The organism is Lysinibacillus sp. G4S2, from assembly GCF_030348505.1.
Lineage (GTDB): Bacteria > Bacillota > Bacilli > Bacillales_A > Planococcaceae > Lysinibacillus.
On the sequence record NZ_JAUCFJ010000002.1, the window covers coordinates 1,608,583 to 1,627,775 of the forward strand.

16 protein-coding genes and 2 pseudogenes are annotated in these 19,193 nt (G+C 35.8%); 10 read left to right on the forward strand and 8 right to left on the reverse strand.

The features are described 5' to 3' along the window. The first annotated feature begins 49 nt into the window (after nucleotides 1-49). The 5 genes and pseudogenes from QUF91_RS08165 to QUF91_RS08185 all read left to right on the forward strand — a co-directional run bounded on the left by QUF91_RS08165 (nucleotide 50) and on the right by QUF91_RS08185 (nucleotide 4,119). The gene (locus QUF91_RS08165; protein WP_289420031.1) at nucleotides 50-1,411 is read left to right on the forward strand and encodes an ethanolamine ammonia-lyase subunit EutB; all 1,362 of its coding nucleotides are present in this window, start codon (nucleotides 50-52) and stop codon (nucleotides 1,409-1,411) included. Between the two features lie 15 nt (nucleotides 1,412-1,426). Then, nucleotides 1,427-2,287, forward strand: coding sequence for an ethanolamine ammonia-lyase subunit EutC (gene eutC, locus QUF91_RS08170; RefSeq protein WP_289417452.1), 861 nt, complete (start codon nucleotides 1,427-1,429; stop codon nucleotides 2,285-2,287). A gap of 100 nt (nucleotides 2,288-2,387) precedes the next feature. Then, a complete protein-coding gene (locus QUF91_RS08175) occupies nucleotides 2,388-2,561 on the forward strand; it encodes a response regulator (protein ID WP_289417454.1) in 174 nt (57 codons plus the stop codon). 96 nt (nucleotides 2,562-2,657) lie between these two features. Continuing rightward, nucleotides 2,658-3,795, forward strand: a pseudogene (locus QUF91_RS08180) (IS4 family transposase). A 15-nt stretch (nucleotides 3,796-3,810) separates the two neighbouring features. After that, entirely contained in the window at nucleotides 3,811-4,119 is a 309-nt protein-coding gene (locus QUF91_RS08185; protein WP_289420032.1) for an ANTAR domain-containing response regulator, read from the forward strand. Between the two features lie 284 nt (nucleotides 4,120-4,403). Here QUF91_RS08185 and QUF91_RS08190 read toward each other — a convergent pair whose 3' ends face one another. Beyond that, nucleotides 4,404-4,565 carry a hypothetical protein gene (locus tag QUF91_RS08190; RefSeq protein ID WP_289417456.1) on the reverse strand — a complete coding sequence of 54 codons (162 nt, stop codon included), beginning with the start codon at nucleotides 4,563-4,565 and terminating at the stop codon, nucleotides 4,404-4,406. Between the two features lie 375 nt (nucleotides 4,566-4,940). Between QUF91_RS08190 and QUF91_RS08195 the strand changes: the two genes are divergently transcribed. Beyond that, nucleotides 4,941-5,339 carry a GNAT family N-acetyltransferase gene (locus QUF91_RS08195; RefSeq protein WP_353957841.1) on the forward strand — a complete coding sequence of 133 codons (399 nt, stop codon included), beginning with the start codon at nucleotides 4,941-4,943 and terminating at the stop codon, nucleotides 5,337-5,339. A gap of 173 nt (nucleotides 5,340-5,512) precedes the next feature. Here the strand turns inward: QUF91_RS08195 and QUF91_RS08200 are convergent, their stop codons facing one another. The 5 genes from QUF91_RS08200 to QUF91_RS08220 all read right to left on the reverse strand — a co-directional run bounded on the left by QUF91_RS08200 (nucleotide 5,513) and on the right by QUF91_RS08220 (nucleotide 13,057). Then, the gene (locus tag QUF91_RS08200) at nucleotides 5,513-7,309 is read right to left on the reverse strand and encodes a sensor histidine kinase (RefSeq protein WP_289417458.1); all 1,797 of its coding nucleotides are present in this window, start codon (nucleotides 7,307-7,309) and stop codon (nucleotides 5,513-5,515) included. Continuing rightward, a complete protein-coding gene (locus QUF91_RS08205) occupies nucleotides 7,309-7,992 on the reverse strand; it encodes a response regulator transcription factor (RefSeq protein WP_285394728.1) in 684 nt (227 codons plus the stop codon). Before QUF91_RS08205 ends, QUF91_RS08200 begins: the two co-directional genes overlap by 1 nt. A 268-nt stretch (nucleotides 7,993-8,260) precedes the next feature. After that, nucleotides 8,261-9,790, reverse strand: coding sequence for a hypothetical protein (locus QUF91_RS08210; RefSeq protein WP_289417461.1), 1,530 nt, complete (start codon nucleotides 9,788-9,790; stop codon nucleotides 8,261-8,263). Nucleotides 9,791-9,812: 22 nt separating this feature from the next. Next, nucleotides 9,813-11,747 (reverse strand): ABC transporter ATP-binding protein/permease, encoded by a 1,935-nt coding sequence (locus QUF91_RS08215; protein WP_289417463.1) that lies wholly within the window; start codon nucleotides 11,745-11,747, stop codon nucleotides 9,813-9,815. A 200-nt stretch (nucleotides 11,748-11,947) separates the two neighbouring features. Beyond that, entirely contained in the window at nucleotides 11,948-13,057 is a 1,110-nt protein-coding gene (locus QUF91_RS08220) for a hypothetical protein (RefSeq protein WP_289417465.1), read from the reverse strand. A gap of 500 nt (nucleotides 13,058-13,557) precedes the next feature. Here QUF91_RS08220 and QUF91_RS08225 point away from each other — a divergent pair, with 500 nt between their 5' ends. The 4 genes and pseudogenes from QUF91_RS08225 to QUF91_RS08240 all read left to right on the forward strand — a co-directional run. Continuing rightward, entirely contained in the window at nucleotides 13,558-14,046 is a 489-nt protein-coding gene (locus QUF91_RS08225) for a sigma-70 family RNA polymerase sigma factor (RefSeq protein ID WP_285394724.1), read from the forward strand. Continuing rightward, the gene (locus tag QUF91_RS08230; RefSeq protein WP_285394723.1) at nucleotides 14,039-15,034 is read left to right on the forward strand and encodes an anti-sigma factor; all 996 of its coding nucleotides are present in this window, start codon (nucleotides 14,039-14,041) and stop codon (nucleotides 15,032-15,034) included. Before QUF91_RS08225 ends, QUF91_RS08230 begins: the two co-directional genes overlap by 8 nt. Next, complete coding sequence (locus QUF91_RS08235; protein WP_285394721.1) at nucleotides 15,016-15,312, forward strand: hypothetical protein; 297 nt, start codon at nucleotides 15,016-15,018, stop codon at nucleotides 15,310-15,312. Before QUF91_RS08230 ends, QUF91_RS08235 begins: the two co-directional genes overlap by 19 nt. Nucleotides 15,313-15,481: 169 nt before the next feature. Continuing rightward, nucleotides 15,482-15,565, forward strand: a pseudogene (locus QUF91_RS08240) (SDR family oxidoreductase); the annotation flags it as partial. Nucleotides 15,566-15,954: 389 nt separating this feature from the next. On the opposite strand, the gene QUF91_RS08245 reads toward QUF91_RS08240, so the two are convergent. Together QUF91_RS08245 and QUF91_RS08250 are read right to left on the reverse strand one after the other, a co-directional pair. Continuing rightward, entirely contained in the window at nucleotides 15,955-17,616 is a 1,662-nt protein-coding gene (locus tag QUF91_RS08245) for a methyl-accepting chemotaxis protein (RefSeq protein WP_289417466.1), read from the reverse strand. Then, the gene (locus QUF91_RS08250; RefSeq protein WP_289417467.1) at nucleotides 17,613-18,599 is read right to left on the reverse strand and encodes a BMP family lipoprotein; all 987 of its coding nucleotides are present in this window, start codon (nucleotides 18,597-18,599) and stop codon (nucleotides 17,613-17,615) included. Before QUF91_RS08250 ends, QUF91_RS08245 begins: the two co-directional genes overlap by 4 nt. Between the last annotated feature and the right edge of the window lie 594 nt (nucleotides 18,600-19,193).

A 19,193-nucleotide genomic window follows, 5' to 3' on the forward strand; every position in this document is an offset into this window, starting at 1 on the left:
TTTTTTTCGTTTGATTGCAATCTTTAACATAAAAAAGGGGTGTTAAATGATGAAATTGTCCTGCGTGGTAAAAGGAACTCATTATACGTTTTCGTCGGTAAGGGAGGTACTTGCAAAAGCAAGTGAAGCGAAATCTGGGGATGTGATGTCGCGTATAGCTGCAGAATCGTCACTAGAGCGCATGGCAGCAAAAGTGGTACTTAGCGAGATGCAGTTGAAAGAAATTTATGAGAATCCGGTAATTCCGTATGAGATGGATGAAGTAACACGCTTGATTTATGATGATATTAGCGACACGATTTATAAAGATATTCAAAGTTGGACAGTCGGTGAACTGAGAAATTATATTTTGTCATCTGATACAGGTACAGATCAATTATTGAAACTTTCAAGGGGATTAACAAGTGAAATGATTTCAGCTGTTGCCAAGCTTATGTCAAGTATTGATCTTGTTCTTGCTTCACAGAAAATGAAATATCAAGCACATTGCAATACGACAATTGGTGAACCTGGTCGCTTAGCATTTCGTTGTCAGCCAAATCACCCCAATGATGTTCCAGAAGGAATTTTGTATTCAATAAAGGAAGGGCTGTCCTACGGAGCGGGTGATGCTGTTATTGGTATCAATCCGAATGTGGATACGGTTGAATCCGTTAAAAAGCTTTTGACACTTTCATATGAATTTATTGAGAAATGGCAAATTCCAACACAAAATTGTGTTTTAGCCCATATAACAACACAAATGGAAGCTTTAAAACAGGGGGCACCTATTGCTCTTATGTTTCAAAGTTTAGCAGGTACACAAAAAGGGAATGAAGCGTTCGGTATATCTAAAAAAATTCTTGATGAAGGCTATGAGATGATGGCTCGATATGGTACATCAGCAGGTCCAAACTTTATGTATTTTGAAACAGGACAAGGTTCGGAAGTATCTTTAAATGCTGATTATGGGGTAGATATGCAAACGCTTGAATCAAGAAGCTACGGTTATGCACGTCACTGGAAGCCATTTATGGTTAATACCGTTTCGGGTTTTATTGGACCGGAGACACTTTATGATGGGCGGCAATTAATCCGAGCGGATCTTGAAGATGGATTTATGGGGAAATTGCATGGCTTGCCAATGGGGATTGCTCCTAATTACACAAATCATATGGATGCCGATCAAAATGATCAGGAAGTTGCCGGTATCATAACAGCAGTTGCCGGTGCGAATTTTTACATGGGAGTACCGGGTGGAGATGATGTCATGCTGAATTATCAAGATACAAGCTATCACGATGATGCTAGTTTACGTGAGATTCTAGGCTTACGACCACTTCGAGAATTTGAAAAATGGTTGGAGAGTATGGGCCTAATGGAAAATGGAAAGTTGACAAAACATGCAGGAGATTTATCAATTTTTGATTAAGGGAGGAGGGGTAAAATGGATATTCAAGAAATTGTTCGAAGAGTAGTGGAAGAAGTGCAGAAAAACATGAATTCGCCAAAAGAAGTCAATATTGATCAAAGTACAGAAGAAATCATATATTTTCCAGAAGAGCGGATAAAAGGGGTAGAGGAGCCGCATAACGCTGCATCTATTGAGCGGGCACAAAGTATTACACCTGCTCGTATTGGTATTGGGCGAACTGGAACCCGGATGTTGACGACAAGTTATTTACAATTTTTGATTGATCATGCAGCTGCACAGGATGCTGTGTTAAGAGATGTAAGTGATGATTTTCTTCAGAATATGGATTTGTATAAGCTGGAAACAAAAGCTAGCGATATGAAATCTTACTTAATGGACTTAGATTCTGGTCGAAAATTATCAGATGAATCGGTGAAGTTTCTTGAGAAAAACGGGGATAAAGGAAAAGATGTACAAATTATTATTTGTGATGGCTTGAGTTCCTCGGCTGTTGAAGCCAATGTAATAGATTTACTACCTGCTTTAATACAAGGGCTAAAATTAAAAAATATTAGCGTCGCAAAGCCATTTTTTATTAAACGAGGGCGTGTATGGGTGCAAGATGAAGTAGCTGCTATTGTTAATTGTAACCTTGTTATTTCATTGATTGGTGAAAGACCTGGTCTAAATACGGATGAAAGCTTGAGTGCATATATGATTTATCGACCTACTGAAAAAACAGTTGAAGCCGATCGGACAGTAATTTCAAATATCCATAAAGATGGACTGACTTCGCTTGAAGCTGGCGCCTACCTTTCTGATTTAATCGAACAAATGCTTCTTGCTAAGTGTACAGGAGTTTCTTTTGCGCAACAAAGGAGTTTCAACCTGTAAGTCATTAAACATGTCGTCTGTGATTGGATTCTTATTAACTTTTTAAAATGAATTTTAAGACAATTGTATTCTTTCTTATTCAGAAAGGTTGTGATGTTTTATGAAAAAACGGATTCTGATTGCTGAAGATGAACCAATTATTAGACTAGACTTAAAAATGATGCTTCAGAATCACGGTTATGAGGTAGTCGGAGAAGCAGGAGATGGGGATCGAGCGATTGAACTCGCTTTTAATTTAAAACCGGATCTTGTGTTAATGGATCACGCGTGTTGATTATCTAATTTCTTCCAATAGAAATTATACAAAAAGAGAGATTCTCATGTAAAATGTTAGTTACCACACAAACAATTACGAAATGAGGAATCTCTCTTGAACAAGAATAACACGATTTTTACGCTCATTCAAAACTTTCTTTCAGAGGAAGAATGGCAATCAATCTTAAGCGAATTCGGTTATGTAGAAACAGCACGAAAATGTACGGTTCCCACGCTCATTTCGTATTTAATTGGTGCTGCCACGAACGAGTGGAAAAGTTTACGCCACGCAGCGGATGTGGGTCCAAGTAACGGTCTTGTTTCGGTGAATCATTCATCGCTTTCTAAACATTTAAAGGCACTTGATTATGGCATCATCAAACGAATTTTTGAAGTGATTGTCGGGAAGCTCAACCGTGCAGCTCGTCGTAAATTGAAATTGCCGAAAAGATTATTAGCCGTTGATTCAACTACCATTACAGTAGGCAAAACAAGATTACCTTGGGCTGTCTATCACGGCGAACGTTCAGGAATCAAATTACATGTTAGTTTTACTAATGAAACTGCGATGCCCTTAAAAGTCGTAGAAACAACCGGTTTAAAACATGATGGTCCCATTGGCGAATTCCTTGAAGATAAAAGGTTTATCCTCGTTTGTGACCGTGCCTACTTTTCTATTGATAAAGTCGATCGCTACCTGAAAGAGCATCAACAGTTTGTGTTACGTTTAAAAGACAATGTACAATTAAATCGTAAAAAATCGCTCCAAGGTAGTCGTACCAACGATTCCAATGTGACAGCTGATTTTACTTGCACGCTTGGGACACCACAAAAACAAACAAAAAAACGCCATCGTGTCGTTCAATTCATGGATCATGAAGATAAAGAAATACGTGTCGTGACAAGTTTAATGGATATCACCGCTGAAGAAATTGCCAACATGTATAAGTCTCGTTGGGCGATTGAAAGTTTTTTCCGTTGGATTAAACAAAACTTGAACGTACCTGTTCTATTCGGAACAACAAAAAATGCCGTATTCAATCAGCTATTCGCAGCCCTTATTGCCTATGTTTGTTTGAAATTTCTTCATACACAAGGGATTAAGAAAAATAATATCATACCCTTATCATTCGTAGGTTTTACACGGATGTTTCTTTGTGCTGCCCTGCCAATAGAATGGCGAATCAGGGTGAAAGAAATCCTGGTGTTTCATTGGAACATAAATCATTCAACGACTGTATAATTTTGGTTAATCAACACGTGTGTTAATGGATATTGAAATGCCAAAACTAAATGGTTTAAAAGCAAGTGAGGTTATTGGTCGTCAGCAGGATGTACCAGTGTTGTTGATTACTGCATACAGTCAAAAAGAATTTGTAGAAAAGTCTAGACAAGATAATATTATGGGGTATTTAGTTAAACCGGTTTCTGAAGCTAGCTTAATTCCAGCAGTCATCATTGCACTTCAACAAGCTAAAAGGACGCAGACGCTAAAACAATCTTTACAACTCACACAAGAACAGATTCAAAAACAGAAGATGATTGAAAGAGCAAAAGGGCAACGTAATGGGCAGTAGGCATTTATATAATAAAAGCATCCTACAATAAGTATTATCCATTTTTTTACGTTACACACTAGCCATGAAACCGAAAGTCATGAAAAGGCTATTATTATGAATATATGAATAATCGAGCGCTACACATTAATGCTATCGTTCAAAAAGATTATCCTTAATAACTGTCACTGCGAGGGAAAAGTATTTGTTTTTTTAATGTAGGATTTCATTTTTATAGCTGGATTGTTGCTACATCTTTTTAATATGCAGAAAATTCAATTTCCTTGGAAGGGCAGGTTGTATTTTCATGGCTCTTCACCAAAACGTGTGGTTGATTTCCGTTCCGGCTGGGCGCTTTGTTGCTGACGCTTCGCTTTCGCACAGAGCAAAGCTTCCTGGGGGCGTCCGATGAGCCGCTTCACTCGCGTTGCTCGCTCCAGGGTCTCATCTGTGACGCTGATCCCCAAGGAGTCGCCCAGCCTCCACTCCAATCAACTTATATACAAGGTATACGTTTAACAAATGTCATCCACAACTTTTGGTGATGAGCCATTTTCATAGGATATTTAGATTCTTTTGATAAGTTCTAACAACATGAGTTGGAATTTTTGTGGAATATAGAAGGGATTCGTCTACATGTGACGAACTAAACTAGAGTACAAATAGAGAGAAAAATTGTTTACTCTTTATAATTGTACAGTTTAACGTTGACAATCCATCTTATGAGGAGTGATGTGGCATGTATATAAGAATAACAGGTTGTTTTATCAGTAGGGGAATACTAATTTAGTAGAGAGTTCGTGATCATAGGTTTCTCTACTACTAGAGGAGGAATCTGAAGTTTGATTAGTTTAAGATCAATTGATGAAAGCAATTGGGAAGATTGTATTCAACTAAAGCCTAAGCAAGAACAGGAAGGTTTTATTGCCTCGAATCTGTATTCAATTGCAGAAAGTAAGTTTTTACCGAACATGAAGATAAAGGCGATCTATTGTGAAGAAGTACTTATCGGTTTCGCGATGTACGGGATAGATGCGGATGACGGAAACTATTGGATATATAGGTTTATGATTGATGAGCAATTTCAAGGGCGTGGACATGGCAAGAGCGCAATGAAATTGATTATTGAAGACATCCGGAATAGAGATGATCACACTAATGTCATATGGCTTGGGTATCAGCCGGACAACGAGCAAGCAAGAAAACTATATGCCAGTATAGTTTTGAAGAGGAAGAAATAGCCCCCTGGGGAGAAATGTTAGCAAAGTATAATTTTCATTAAAATATCGAAGAGCGTAATATGTATCGCGTAACAAACTTTCAAGGGGATGTTCTAAAAGTCTACAAATGGCTTTTAGAACATCCCCTATTTTTATTTATCTTTATTCAGACGACAAAGAGAAAACAGTGGGGGTCAGTAGTCCAAATAATCTGTACTAACTGCTCTCAAGTCAAAGTAAAATTCGACTCCGTTTTCGGTGTTATTTACGCCGAAGCTACTATTATGACGTTCCAATATTTGTTTTACAATAGCTAAACCTAAGCCTGAACCACCAAATTCTTTGCTTCTTGATTTTTCTACTCTGTAAAATGGATCCCAAATTTGCTCGATTTCATCATAGGGAATGAAAATATTTTCATTTTCAATTTTAAACATATATTTATTTAAACTCTCTAGATAGACAATTTTGATGTTGATACGGTTATGTTTTGGCGTATACTTTACAGCGTTGATAAATAAGTTGGTAATGACCTGCTCGATTCTTTTTATATCCCCATTTACATAAGCTTCCTCTTCAATTTCAAACAGAACCTGCAATCCTTTTTCGTCAGCCATTGCTTTGAATTTATCGTACACCTTTAAAAATGTATGCCATATGTCAAAGGTGCTTTCAGTAAGCTGATAGATAGGGGACTCTAGTCTTGAAATATCAAGCATTTCTTGTACCATTTCCGTCATTCGGTCAACTTCATCCAAAATAACATCACAATATTTCAAGTCGTTTTGCTCATATACACCGTTTTTTATCCCTTTAATATAACCGTTTATTACGGTTAAAGGGGTCTTTAATTCGTGAGATACGTTGGCAACAAACTCTTTTTCTTTTTCCTTCAACTTCACCTGTAATTCATAATCTTGTGCAAGTTTTTCATTGGCATGGACTAATTCCGTAATTTTCTGTTCTAGGTTTGTAGAAATTTTGTTTAATGCTTCACCCATTTGTCCAAGCTCATCCTTGGATTTAACAATATATTTTTCACTGAAATTTTGATTTGCAATCTGATTCGCGATCGTGCTCATTTTAACCAGTGGCTTGGATAATGTCTTAGAAAAAATAATAGCTACTATAATAACGATGATCATCGTAAAAACAAATAAAATAATATAGTACTGATTTAAATTGCCAATAACCTCATCCACAGATTGAAGAGAAGTGACAGCAAGTATTACCAAATCTGTTCCTTCCACATTTTCAATTAACATCAAATTATTAATGTCTGTCTGTGTGTCCCGTACTGTATATATTTGATTAGGGAACGTTTGACCTTCATTTTTATTGGTCATGACAACCATTTCTTGAATGAGGACATTTTTTTGCGCTGTGAAGGATTTACTTTCAGTTGGTTTAGAAATCACTTTTCCTTTAATTGTAATAGGCTTAGGTTGCTCATTCTTCATGTCATTGTCACTTATAGTGATTCCTTCAAAAAATATCGTGGATGCATCGATTGGCTCTAAGATTCGATTCCCGATTTTGATTTTATCCGGGAGAATTAAGGATTCCTTATCATTCAAAAGAAGCCCGTCTATGGAGATAATGTCTTCTTCATTTAATTCTTTATAGTCGATGGCTAGAAAATCATCTATGATATTATACTCCTTGTTGTCCTTCGTTCTGACCACGAATTGTGTGTAATTATTGTTTAATGACGCTCCGTAATGTGCCTGAAGTTGATCATCGATAACCGAAATGATAGCATTATTACTCTCTGACATTTCAGAAATATACTTATTAATTGTGTCGGTCGACTCATTGTTTTTGATTTTTGATTCAAGTGTATGGGCAAACTCTTCCATATTTTGTTTCTTTTTATGGATATAGTAGGGTTCGAAATAAATCGATTGAAAGACGATTTGGATTATAAATATGGCGGTAAATAATAAGATATGAATTAAAAAAAGCTTGTAGGCAATCCCTCTTTTTCGCATTATTCCACCTCGAATTTATACCCTAAACCAAATACGGTTTTAATTAGGTAGGCTTTATGCTGTAAGTTTTTTCTGAGTTTTTTGACTTGCGCATCAACTACTCTTGCGCTGCCGAAATAATCATATCCCCATACTTCATTTAATATTTGATCTCTGGACAAGACAATATGCTTGTTTTCCATCAAATATAGTAAAAGATCAAATTGTTTTGGCTCTAATTCAATGGACGTGCTATCTATCCATACTTCACGTGTAAGTTTGTTAATCGTGACTCCTTTTAGCGTCAAGGTTTCTTTGTCTCTATCTTCTTTTTTTACAGTATAGATTCTATCAAGAAGAACTTTAGATTTAGCTACTAGAATCTCAGGATTAAACGGCTTCGTCATATAATCGTCCACTTTAAATTCATAGCCCATCAACTGATCTTCTACTTCTGATCGTGCTGTCAGCATAATGATAGGAATATCTGATTTTTTTCTAATTCTTCTGCACACGGAGAATCCGTCGATTTCTGGTAGCATGATGTCGAGAATAATTAAATCGACTGTTTCTTCTTCAAACATTTGCAGACCAACCTTACCATCCGTCGCAATTAGAATTCTGTATTCGTTCATTGTAAAATAGTCAGCTATTATATTAGCAATTTTTACTTCATCTTCTATAATTAAAATCGTTCGCTTCATTCATTATCTCCTCAATCAATAAAGTGAAACTATAATCAGTGGGGGTACTTAACGCTCACTTATTAGTAGTCTTCACCAATTGGGCTTTTACGGTCAGTAAATACTCTCATCTAAATTCTTTGCTATCGCTGAATTTTGAGCCTTGTACCTGACGCTTCGCTTTCGCTACAGAATAAATTACTACCCGTTAATACGGGATAAAGCAGGCATCTTCATAGTAAAGTTACTTACCTTACGAAGAAAGATGCCTGCTAAATATATGGATTCGTTAATTCATCAATATTTGATACTCTCCGTCTTTTTCCTCATACTTAGCATCAAAGATTAATAAATCATCTCTTTGAATTGTAAGTAGTTTGTCCTGAGAGAATTCGATATCTTTTTTAGGAACAAATACAATCGTGTAACCCATTATCGTATTTGGATTCATCTTCGTCGGATCTTCCAAACCTTCCATAGGGGCTTCTAAGTAAAGAGATTTCATTTTGTTAAGTTTGATCCGAGTATCTGGAAGAATAATTTCTCTTGTCGTTGTCTGTATTTCTGCTGGATTTCCTTTATATTGGTATTCCACTATCATATCCTCAAACGAAGCTGAGGAGTTTTGGATTGTCACAGGGATTCTGACCGCTGCATACTGGTCATCCTTCTGTTTGGAAGCTATATCATCTACATAAGATTTTAGCTTAATATTATAATCATTGTAATAGTCATTGTTCGCTTTTTTAATATTCTCATGGCCTTCAGCTTTTTTGCTACCGAATTCAGAATCCAACAAACCTAAAGGAGAAGCTGTTAATATAGTCTTTTCATTAAGCTGCATGTCAACCGCAGAAGCAATTGCTAAAGCGCCGATATCATAAAATTCTCGCCCTTTCATCAAGAGTACTTCTTCTTTGCCTTGATCAGCTCCAATAAAATTATCTATAATATTTTGTGCAGTTAACTCATTTAATTCTTTTGCAGATGTGTCTGGATGTTTAATCATCTGATAGGCTTTCGACTCTAAATAAGTAGCCATTCCTTCAATATTATCGTAGCCATCTTGGTCCTTATTCTTCTTGTTACTATTTAAATATAATTCATAAAAATATACCGCTTTTTGAATCTGCTCGATTTTCTCATCTTTCGTTTTGGAATTAATAGCATCCTTTAGATATTGGTACATTTCATTCCGGTAATATCTACTGTCGATATCTTCGGGATATGTTTCAGCTCTTGTACCAAGACCCTCCACAGAGCCTCCTGACTGTAGTAGAATATGAATCCCTTCATGGACAATAAACTTAAATACATTTTCATATGCTGCTTTCTCATCTTTGCCAGAAATCAAATCTGACGCAAATTCAAGGTTAAAGACATAGGTAGGGTGATCGTTGAATGTCGTAAGTTGGAATGGCATCACCAACAATTGAGTGTCCTTGATGGAATCCGTACTGTACTCAATCACTTCGTCTTTAGGTCCAATATCGGTTTTCTGGTTGTTAATTAAATAGGCCATTTTATTAGAAGGATTCAACAATAATATTTGCTTATCCTCATTATTGAACGATGGCCATAGCTTGCTTGCATCGTCTATTAAAATCTTTTTAATATCTTTTACTAATTGAGGCGTTATTTCTCTAATTATTTTACTATTTTCAATCGGGTTGCCTTCCATCGAATCTTCGTTCGACTTCTGAGATTCCTCAACCTTTTTGTTTTCAGGCTTTTCGGTTGTTTCCTGATTATTGTTGTTACATGCTGTTAATATGGTTATGATCAAAAGCATGAACACTAAACGTACTGTTTTTAACATAATTATCATCCTTTTTTTATAATTAATCTTGTTTAAGAAGTTGAATCGGATTTAACTTTGCTGCTTGGTTAGCAGGAATCATACATGCTAATACATTAATTACGATGCCAAATCCTATAGTTAGCAGCACTGTAAATACATCTATATGTAACAGCTCGAAATGAATTTTAGCTTCTAGTGCACGATTTAAAATAACCTGAACCACAATGCCTAGCACTGTACCATTAATAGAAGCCATGCCTCCCAACAAAATTGCTTCTGAAAAGAAGATCCAGCGAACTTCTTTGTTTCTGCCGCCAATTGCTTTGAATAAACCGATTTCTTTTCTTCGCTCTAAAACACTGATATAAAGAATAATTCCTACCATAATAGAGGAGATCAATAGAATTAACATAGAAACCCCAGTAATAGCAAGCTGTATATTTTTAAATGTTTTAGTTAACTCTTTCAATACATTTTCAGGTGTTGTAATGGTATAGCTTTGTTTAAACTGGTTGACAACTGAATTGATTGAACTTTTATCATCCACATACACTTCATACTTGTTGGTCGTTATTTCTGAGTCTTTTCCGATAAATCTTGAACGTTTAACAACCTCTGTGTGGAAATCGTATGGAATATATGAATATTCTTTTCCGATAAAAGATTGTTCCGTAATGGCAGAAATTTTCAGCTTTTGCGTGTCCCATCTAGAGGGATAGCTCGTAATTTCATCCATGGACAGAAACTTAATAGTCATCTCTTTGCCGATTAAATCTTCCAGCTTGCCGCCTTCCTTTAGTAGTTTTTTGGCTGTGCTTTCTGACAAGGCAATTCCGGGTTCATCTTCTTTTGGAAGTTGGCCATACAATACCTTCGGCGAGGCGTAATCGTTTCTATTTTTTTCTTTATGCAAAGGCTTGACATCAAAGCCGATGATATCTTTTTTCTCAATTCTTGCCGATAGCTCGAATTCAGGCTGCACTAATTTGATATGCTCATTTTTCTTGAGTTCATAATAATCGGAACTAGTCATATAATCTTGTTCTTTTTTAAAATCTAATTTTTTACTGTCTATTACTTTATCAGATGAATACTGTATATAGTTGTCTATTCCACTCCCGAACGCAAGGGCAAGTAAAAATCCACATATCCCGATAGAGATGCCAATGGATACAAGAAAATAGCGCCACCTTTTTTCCTTAATTCTGTGATACGAAAGTCTAAATGCTGATTTTAGTTGAAAAGAACGTTTTCGGGATGGTTCTTCTGTTATCTCCATTTGAACAGAATCTTGTTTACTTTGTTTTCTGTCCTCGATGATCTCTCCGTCTTTAACTCGAACGATTCTTGAAGCTTGCTCAGCAACCGCCTCATCGTGGGTGACTACAACGACCAAGCGGCCTTGCTCAGAAATACTTTTCAATAAATCAATTATTTCTTGAGAAGTATGGGAATCTAAGGCACCTGTAGGTTCATCAGCCAAGATGATGTTTGGCGACTTGACCAACGCTCTTGCAATCGCAACTCTTTGCTGCTGTCCTCCCGACAATTCATTAGCCTTTTGGTGAATCGCTTTTTCCAGGCCTACTTCTTGAAGGGCTTGTACACATTTTTGGTGAGCTTCCTTTTTCTCATATGAGCTCATAGCCAAAGCCAATTCTACATTTTCCAATACTGTCAAGTGAGGCATCAGGTGAAAATGTTGAAACACAAATCCGACGTTATCTTTACGGTAATCAGAATACTGATGATCATTAAACGTTGACATAGGTGTTTCATTTATGTAGACCTCTCCCGAATCGGGCTTATCCAGTCCTCCAAGTGTGTTGAGAAGCGTGGATTTTCCAGAGCCCGAAGCTCCGACAATTGCAACGAACTCACCGTTATCTAACATTAAATTTACATTTTTCAATGCAGGTATTGGGGTTGATTTATCTGGATAATAGGTTTTACTAACATTTCTAATTTCTATCATAGAATCACTCCATCTCTTCTAGTTGCTATCTATTAAGATAATGGTTGGTTATGATGGCCTTATGAATACCTTATGACTTTTTTGTGACTATTGGAGACAAAAGTCAGACATGAACTTATTGTTGACTACAAAAGAAAGGGGGTTATCCCATAAATCATTGATCAATGACTTTTGGGATAACCCCTGAACTATTATTTATATTACGGTTGATAAACTTTTCCTTTTATCGTTACTTTAGAAGCTGAGATTAGAATTTCTTTATTTGCTTCAAAATAAGGATTTAAAATCTTGTCGATAGCAGCCCATTTTTCATTAGATTTATCATAGTCACCTTTTTTATCAAGAGCTAATGCTTCTTCATAAAGCTTTTTTAATTGTTTTTTATCATTTGCCTTGATTTCGAAATCAAAGTCAGATACGTAATCTTCAAAGCTAAGTGGCTTCATGTAAGGTTTAATCATTTCATCGAATTGACCCCAAAGTTTTTCAGATAATTGATCATTTTTATCTTTATCTGCTTTTTGAGCATCTTTATAAATCGCTTTTAGTTTTGGTAAAGCATCAGCTGGAATATCTAATTTCATATCTGAAATGTATTCTTCAAATGTTACTGGTGGATATAGCGCATCTAAATAAGGTTGAAGAATCTTTTGGAATTCATCAAATTTTTCTTGTGCTTTATCTTCTTTACCAGATTTCTCTAATTTTATCCACTGTTCATAAATTGCTTTCAGCTGTTTTTTATCCTGCTCTTTAATCACAATATTTTTTTCACTAAATCCATACTCTTTGATGAACTCTTCAAAAGATACAGGTACCCAGCTAGCTAAAAAATATGGCTTTGTGATTTTCTCCATTTCAAGATTGATTTTATCTACTTCTTCATATTTCTCTTCTTTTTCTAACTTCTTCATTTGATTAAACAGCTTTTCTAATTTAGCTAGATCTTCTTTTTTAATTTCTTTAGGTAAGTCTTTTTTATAGACGTCAAACGTGTAGAAGTCTGAATAATCTTGTACTAAGCTACCTTCTACAGAAATTTCCTGACCTTCAACTAAATTCATTTTTGCTATTTGTTCATTTGAAAATTTTTGAATTCCGATATAGTAGTTTTTACCGTCTTTCCCTTTGATTGTCACGCTATCTCCGTTAATGCTTTTAACAGTTCCTTTAACTTGTTGCTCAGCTTTAACAGTTATTTCATTTGTTGGTTTTGCTGTTGTTGCATCAGCTTGATGTGGCGTGAAGACAGCCATTCCTATTGTTAGTGCTGATACAATCATCCAAGCTTGCTTAGTTGTTTTTTTCATAATTAATTCTCCTCATTTTTTAAGACTCATATTGCTTACACTTCATAAGATAATGGTTTGTTATGACGACCTTATGAATTCGATATGACTTTTTTATGACTATTGAAAAAGTTTACTGATGTATGCAAAAGCAAGCAAAACGATTCTAGTATTTTCTTATCATGTTTACTACATAGACATTTCAAAGAAATTCTTAGATACTAACCAAATGATGATAAAATTGCAAAAAAAAGGCTCATCATTAAAAGTTGTGGATGACATTTGTTAAAACGTATGCCATAGGGGTTGATTGGAGTGGAGGCTGGGCGACTCCTAGGGGATTAGCGTCACAGATGAGACCCTGGAGCGAGCAACGCGAGTGAAGCGGCTCATCGGACGCCCCCTGGAAAGCGCCCAGTCGGAACGGAAATCAACTACACGTTTTGGTGAAGAGCAAAAAAAATAATTTAGTGCAACTTTTCCTATTGCTGAAACGAGGATAGGTTGAAAGGTGGGAAGAGATGGACATTGAACAGCTTTATTTACGCTATATAAACGATATCTATCGGTATTTATATTCCTTATGCAAAAATCCAACATTAGCGGAAGATTTAATGCAGGATACATTTTATAAAGCGCACATTACATTACTAACTAATACAATCCAAGACATTAAACCATGGTTATTTAAAGTAGCCTATTATACTCATATCGATTACATACGAAAAGAACACCGTGTTAATCTCACGAATAATCTTGAACAATCAACATTTATGACACCTGAAATCATTGCGGTCAATGAGGATTCCTTCCATTCGTTAATTTCTTTACTCGATCAGCTATCGCCGTATGAAAAGCAAGTAATTATGTTGTGTGATGTGCATGATTGTACTTATGAGCAGGCGGCAAATATTTTAGATTTAAAATTAAATACGCTCAAAAGTCATTTATTGCGTGGGCGAAAAAAAATGAGAGCTTTAATAGAAAAGGAGAGACAGCAATATGGATGATTATGAAAAATTAATAGCAAGCTCCAAAGCAGAAATTGCAAATGCAAATGATCAAAGTAAATATCAAAAAGTCATTAAAAAAACAATATTTACGTCGAAATGGAAGCTGATTTTTGCAACTTTAACGATGATATTATTAATTGTACCAACAAGCTTTATGATGACATTTATGTATTATGCTTTTGGTACAAGTTCTACAACATTAATGGATGTGACAAGTGAAACGCTTTATGTTACAGAGCCTAATACATCACTGGAAGAAATAGATTTTGATATGTCTTTTACGCCATTTTCAATGAAGCTTGCATTTGAGCAATATAAGCGTATCGGAGAGGAAGACTATAAAGCGAATACTTATGATTTACGTTTTTTCCTTGGTAGCTTATCTAAAAAAGAAGTGAACACATCTTTAGAAAGAGTAGCACCAAAACATCCAACAGAAACTAATCCTTGGTTAATACATCCTGACAACAGGAATTTGACGATGGATACTGGTCGAGAATGGAGGGTGCTTGACGGTTTACCAGATGAAACAGTTGTGGAAGCTTATATTTCATTTTTTGATCTTATGACAGTTAAAGAAGCAGAAAAGGCAATGCCTAATGTCGATGTTGTGTGGGCTGCTGTCGATACCGGTGTAGAAAAAACAAATTTAAGTAAAGATGGTGATGTTGTTTCACCAATTGGCTATCCTGTGCAACGTGATAATTCCACATGGTCACCATTTCGCGATGCAACGTCAAATGAAGAAGTGTTTATGGATATTTTAAAAAATATAGAGCAACACGAAGAGCTTGCGACAGAGATTTCTAGCGCCAAAAATTTAGCATTGCCAGAACGTATTGCTTATATTGAGGAAAATGGTGTGAAAACATATGGGGTTGTTGTGACAGGACCGAAAAAGGATGTCCTTGCATTAGAAAAAATGAATAATATTGTACGGTATTTAAAAGTAGGTGAGGTGAAATTATGGAACTGGTCACGTTAAAACGATTTGAAAAAGGATTTGTCACTGCCGGATGGCTTGGGATGATTGGTGGCTTATGTCTACTTTTATTACTTAATATATTGATAATAACGAATATTGATATAACGGATAATAACTTCTATTTGTTAGTTTATCTAACAGCTCCTTTTAATGTCATTGCTATATGTTCTAAAAAAAGTCGTTCATTAGGGCTTTGGGGATTAAGTATTTTATTATTCATCATGATATTTACAGTAACTATTTTCATTTTAGGATGGATGGTAATACCATTCCCTTAAAAACTGTGTTTCAAAATAAGTTTTATGAGTTGAAAAAACGTTAAAAGAGAAGGTAAAATCATTGGTTTACCAACATGTTCACCTTCTCTTTAAGTTTCAAACTTGCCATTTGTTTTAGCTATCACTTTCTGGAATGCTCATTTCTATACTGTTTTGGTGTAATACCTGTGAAATGGTTGCTTTTTTAGCATCTGATCGCGCTGGCTATATGACTGGATCAATTGTTCTAGTTGATGGTGGTTTAACTTTATAATATTTCATAATTTTTTCTAATTTTAAGTTAAGAAAAATCCCGATTAAGGTCACTTATAGGTGTCCATTATTCGGGATTTTATTTATTTTTGGATCATCACCAAAAGTTGTGGATGACATTTTTAAAAATATATGCACTGTATTTTAGTTGATTGTAGTGGAGACTGGGCGACTCCTTGGGGATCAGCGTCACAGATGAGACCCTGGAGCGAGCAACGCGAGTGAAGCGGCTCATCGGACGCCCCCAGGAAGCTTTGCTCTGTGCGAAAGCGAAGTGCTAACGTAGCGGCAGCAACAAAGCGCCCAGTCGGAACGGAAATCAACCACACGTTTTGGTGAAGAGCCTTGTTTTTACTTATTTTTCAAAACTTTACTGATGATTAAAGTTCTTTATAATGTGAATTTTTTTAGCTCTACAGTCAATGTATTTGTCATGTCTTGAAGTTCAGATACCTTTTCACTAATTTTCTGGAATGATAATAGTTGCTCTTGAGAGGAAGCAGATATTTCTTCTGTTCCTGCTGCTGTTTCTTCGGTGATAGCTGAAATGTTTTCAATGGCATTGTTTATTTGCTTACTTGTTTCGCTTGTCTGTTCCATATCTTTAGCAAGGTGTTGTAATTGATCATTAATGTTTAAAACATGTGTAGCAATCGCCTCAAATGACTTTTCTGTATCGGTCATCGAATGTGATTGTTCATTAGAAAGCTGATGTCCACGCTCTGCAGTAGTATGAATGAGCGTAATGCCATCTTGTATATGTGTAGCCATAGAAGTGATTAAACTAGTTGCTTTTTCAGTTTCATTGGAAAGTTTTTTGACTTCCTCTGCCACTATTGCAAATCCTTTTCCAGCTTCTCCAGCACGTGCTGCTTCGATTGCCGCATTCAATGCTAGCAGATTGGTTTGATCGGCAATAGCGTGAACGGCTTTAGCTGCGCTCTGAATTTCTGTTGTAAATTGAGAGAATTGAGTAACAGCATCTTTAATATCCAACGATGTGGATGTAATATCCTTCGCGATGGAGGATTGCTTTTCTAATGAACTACGGCCATTTTGAACAGCAGCAAGTGCCTGTTTACCGTTTATTGCTGATTGATTGCTAGTCTGCTGAACAATAGTAAATTGATCTGTCATAGTATTCATAAGGATAGCTGTTGACTGGATATCTTCTGAGATAGTTAAGCTTCCTTTTGCCAGTTCGTCCGTTGATGCGGCAATTTGTTTATTGCCTGCATTAACGGTTTCAATATAGCTTGTGACATCTTGTGTAAATAGATTGACATTTTTACCTACATCGTCAATGGATTGTACGGTGCTTTTTAAACTATCAATCATTTTGGAAAAGTTCTCTGTTAATTGATCGACTTCATTTCGACTATCTTTCTTATAAGATAGGGAAGAGGTATCTATCGTCAAATTCCCTGCAGCCACCAATTGTGCACAATCCACGATATGATTAATCGGATTTGTAATTCTTTTCGTTGCGACATAAGAAAAAATGATGGTAGCAATAATTAGAAGGATACTTCCTATTATTGTTGTTGTGGTAATAAAAGTAATTTTCTGTTTTGTCAAATCATTCATTTCTTTATACCATTCATTTGTTTCTTTTTTCAGTAAGTACATATCGTTTAAAATACCGGATATTCTTATTGCTTGTTTTTTAATCTCTGGACGGTTGTTAGCATTAAAACCCGTTTCGGTAGCTTTTTTCAGTTCTATGTATTTATCATCGATTTTCTTGATGATTGCCTTATGCTCAGGAATCTTTGAAACAGAGGAAAGTGCATCTAAATTTGCGTCTGTTTCTTTCAAATTTTCAAGAGCTTCATTTTTATTTGCCTCACTGTCTAAATAAGTGTAATTGTTTAATGATTGGCTCGTTACAACTAAACTTTGCTCAAGCTCCTTCACTGCAAGTAAAAGTTCCGTATCATCTTGTGCAGTTGTTTGAATAGTAGCTGTTTGAACGATTATAAAGCCAATCATAGCCATTGCAAGCACAATTGGAATAAGTATGTTCATAAATAATCTTTTTCGTAATGTCACTGGCTGTTCCCCTTTTCTGCGGTAACTTTTATTTTACCTGAGACAATATCTTTTTTAGCTTGTTCAATGGCAGCCTGTTGTTCAAATGTTAGTTTGATAATACGGATATCTGCAAGTCCGACCCCATTATCAGCTAGACCGAATGAAAATGATTTTTCAGAAATTTGCCCTTCTTCAACTAGTGTTTTACACATGTTAAAAACAGCTTGGTCGACATTTTTTAACATGGATGTTACGACCGTTTTTTCTGCAATGTAAAATTGATCAGTATCAACTCCCGCTGCATATTTTCCCATTTCTTCAGCTTTCTTTATGGCGCCGAAGCCTGTGAATCCCGCTGCATGATAAATAAAATCGACGCCATTCTTTATGTAACGTTCTGCGATTGCAGCACCAGCATCGGTATCATCAAATGTGCCGGCATACTCACTGACAATTTCGATATTTGGATTAAAATATCGAGCTCCCTCAATAAAGCCGTTTTCAAAATGATGGATAACCGGAGCATTTGCACCACCAATAAATCCTATTTTTCCGGTTTTACTCGTCATCGCAGCAACCATTCCGAGTAAAAAGCTTCCTTCCTGCTCTTTAAAGGTTATTGAAATGATATTCTCAACGTCTGATTGCGCATCAATAAGGATGAATTGCTGATCTGGATGTTGTTTTGCTGTCTTTTCCAGCGCCTCCTGTACGGAGAAGCCAAGCCCGATAATGACGTTATAATTTTCAGAGACAAGTTCTTCAAGCTTCTCTTCGTAATTGCCATCTGGTGCTTCTTTATAATCAAACAAAATACCTAGCTCATCACGTGCTTTTTCAAGTCCTTTAAATGCTGAGTCATTAAACGATTCATCACCAAGACCTGCATCTGAAAGCAAGATACCAATTTTGTAATCTTCTTTGGCTTTTTCAGTCGGTGCCGTTGAACAGCCTGTTATTAATAAAACTATCAAACAAAGGCTAATCATTATTTTTTTCAATAGTAGTACCTCCAGTTGTATGTAATATATATAGGTTAAAAGTTGTTTATTTAGTCTGATGTTAGACGTTGAAAGTTATATTAATACCATTTAAATATTATCAGTTTTTTTACAATTTACTACAGGAAAATGGTTTCAAATCATCCTCTGTATTTTTTAATTACTGAGCATTTAGTATGTTATACAATGCGTTTTTACTGTAACTACAGTGAAAAAAACAGGGTTATATTACGAAATAAGGACTAATGCATATTAAAATTGCACCTTTTCTATGGAAAATTAAAAAGCCTCGCAAACATTCAAAGAGTTTGCAAGGCTCGAATTAAACAGTACCAAATAATAATAATACCTACAACACCAAAATCTGAATCAACAAAAGCGCTCTTCGACTTTACTCGGCGTTAATAGTAGACTTTTAGATATTTGAAAGTTAGAGTATGATTTTAATAACCTTTATCAGGCGTGTTGATTAGGAAAAAATAGGTTTATTATTGAGCGATAAAAGGATTTTTTGTTACCATTTTGCTAATATATTTCCATTTTAACTGATTGTAGCGTAGGGTTACTCGACTCCCGCAGGAAAGCGAGTAGCCC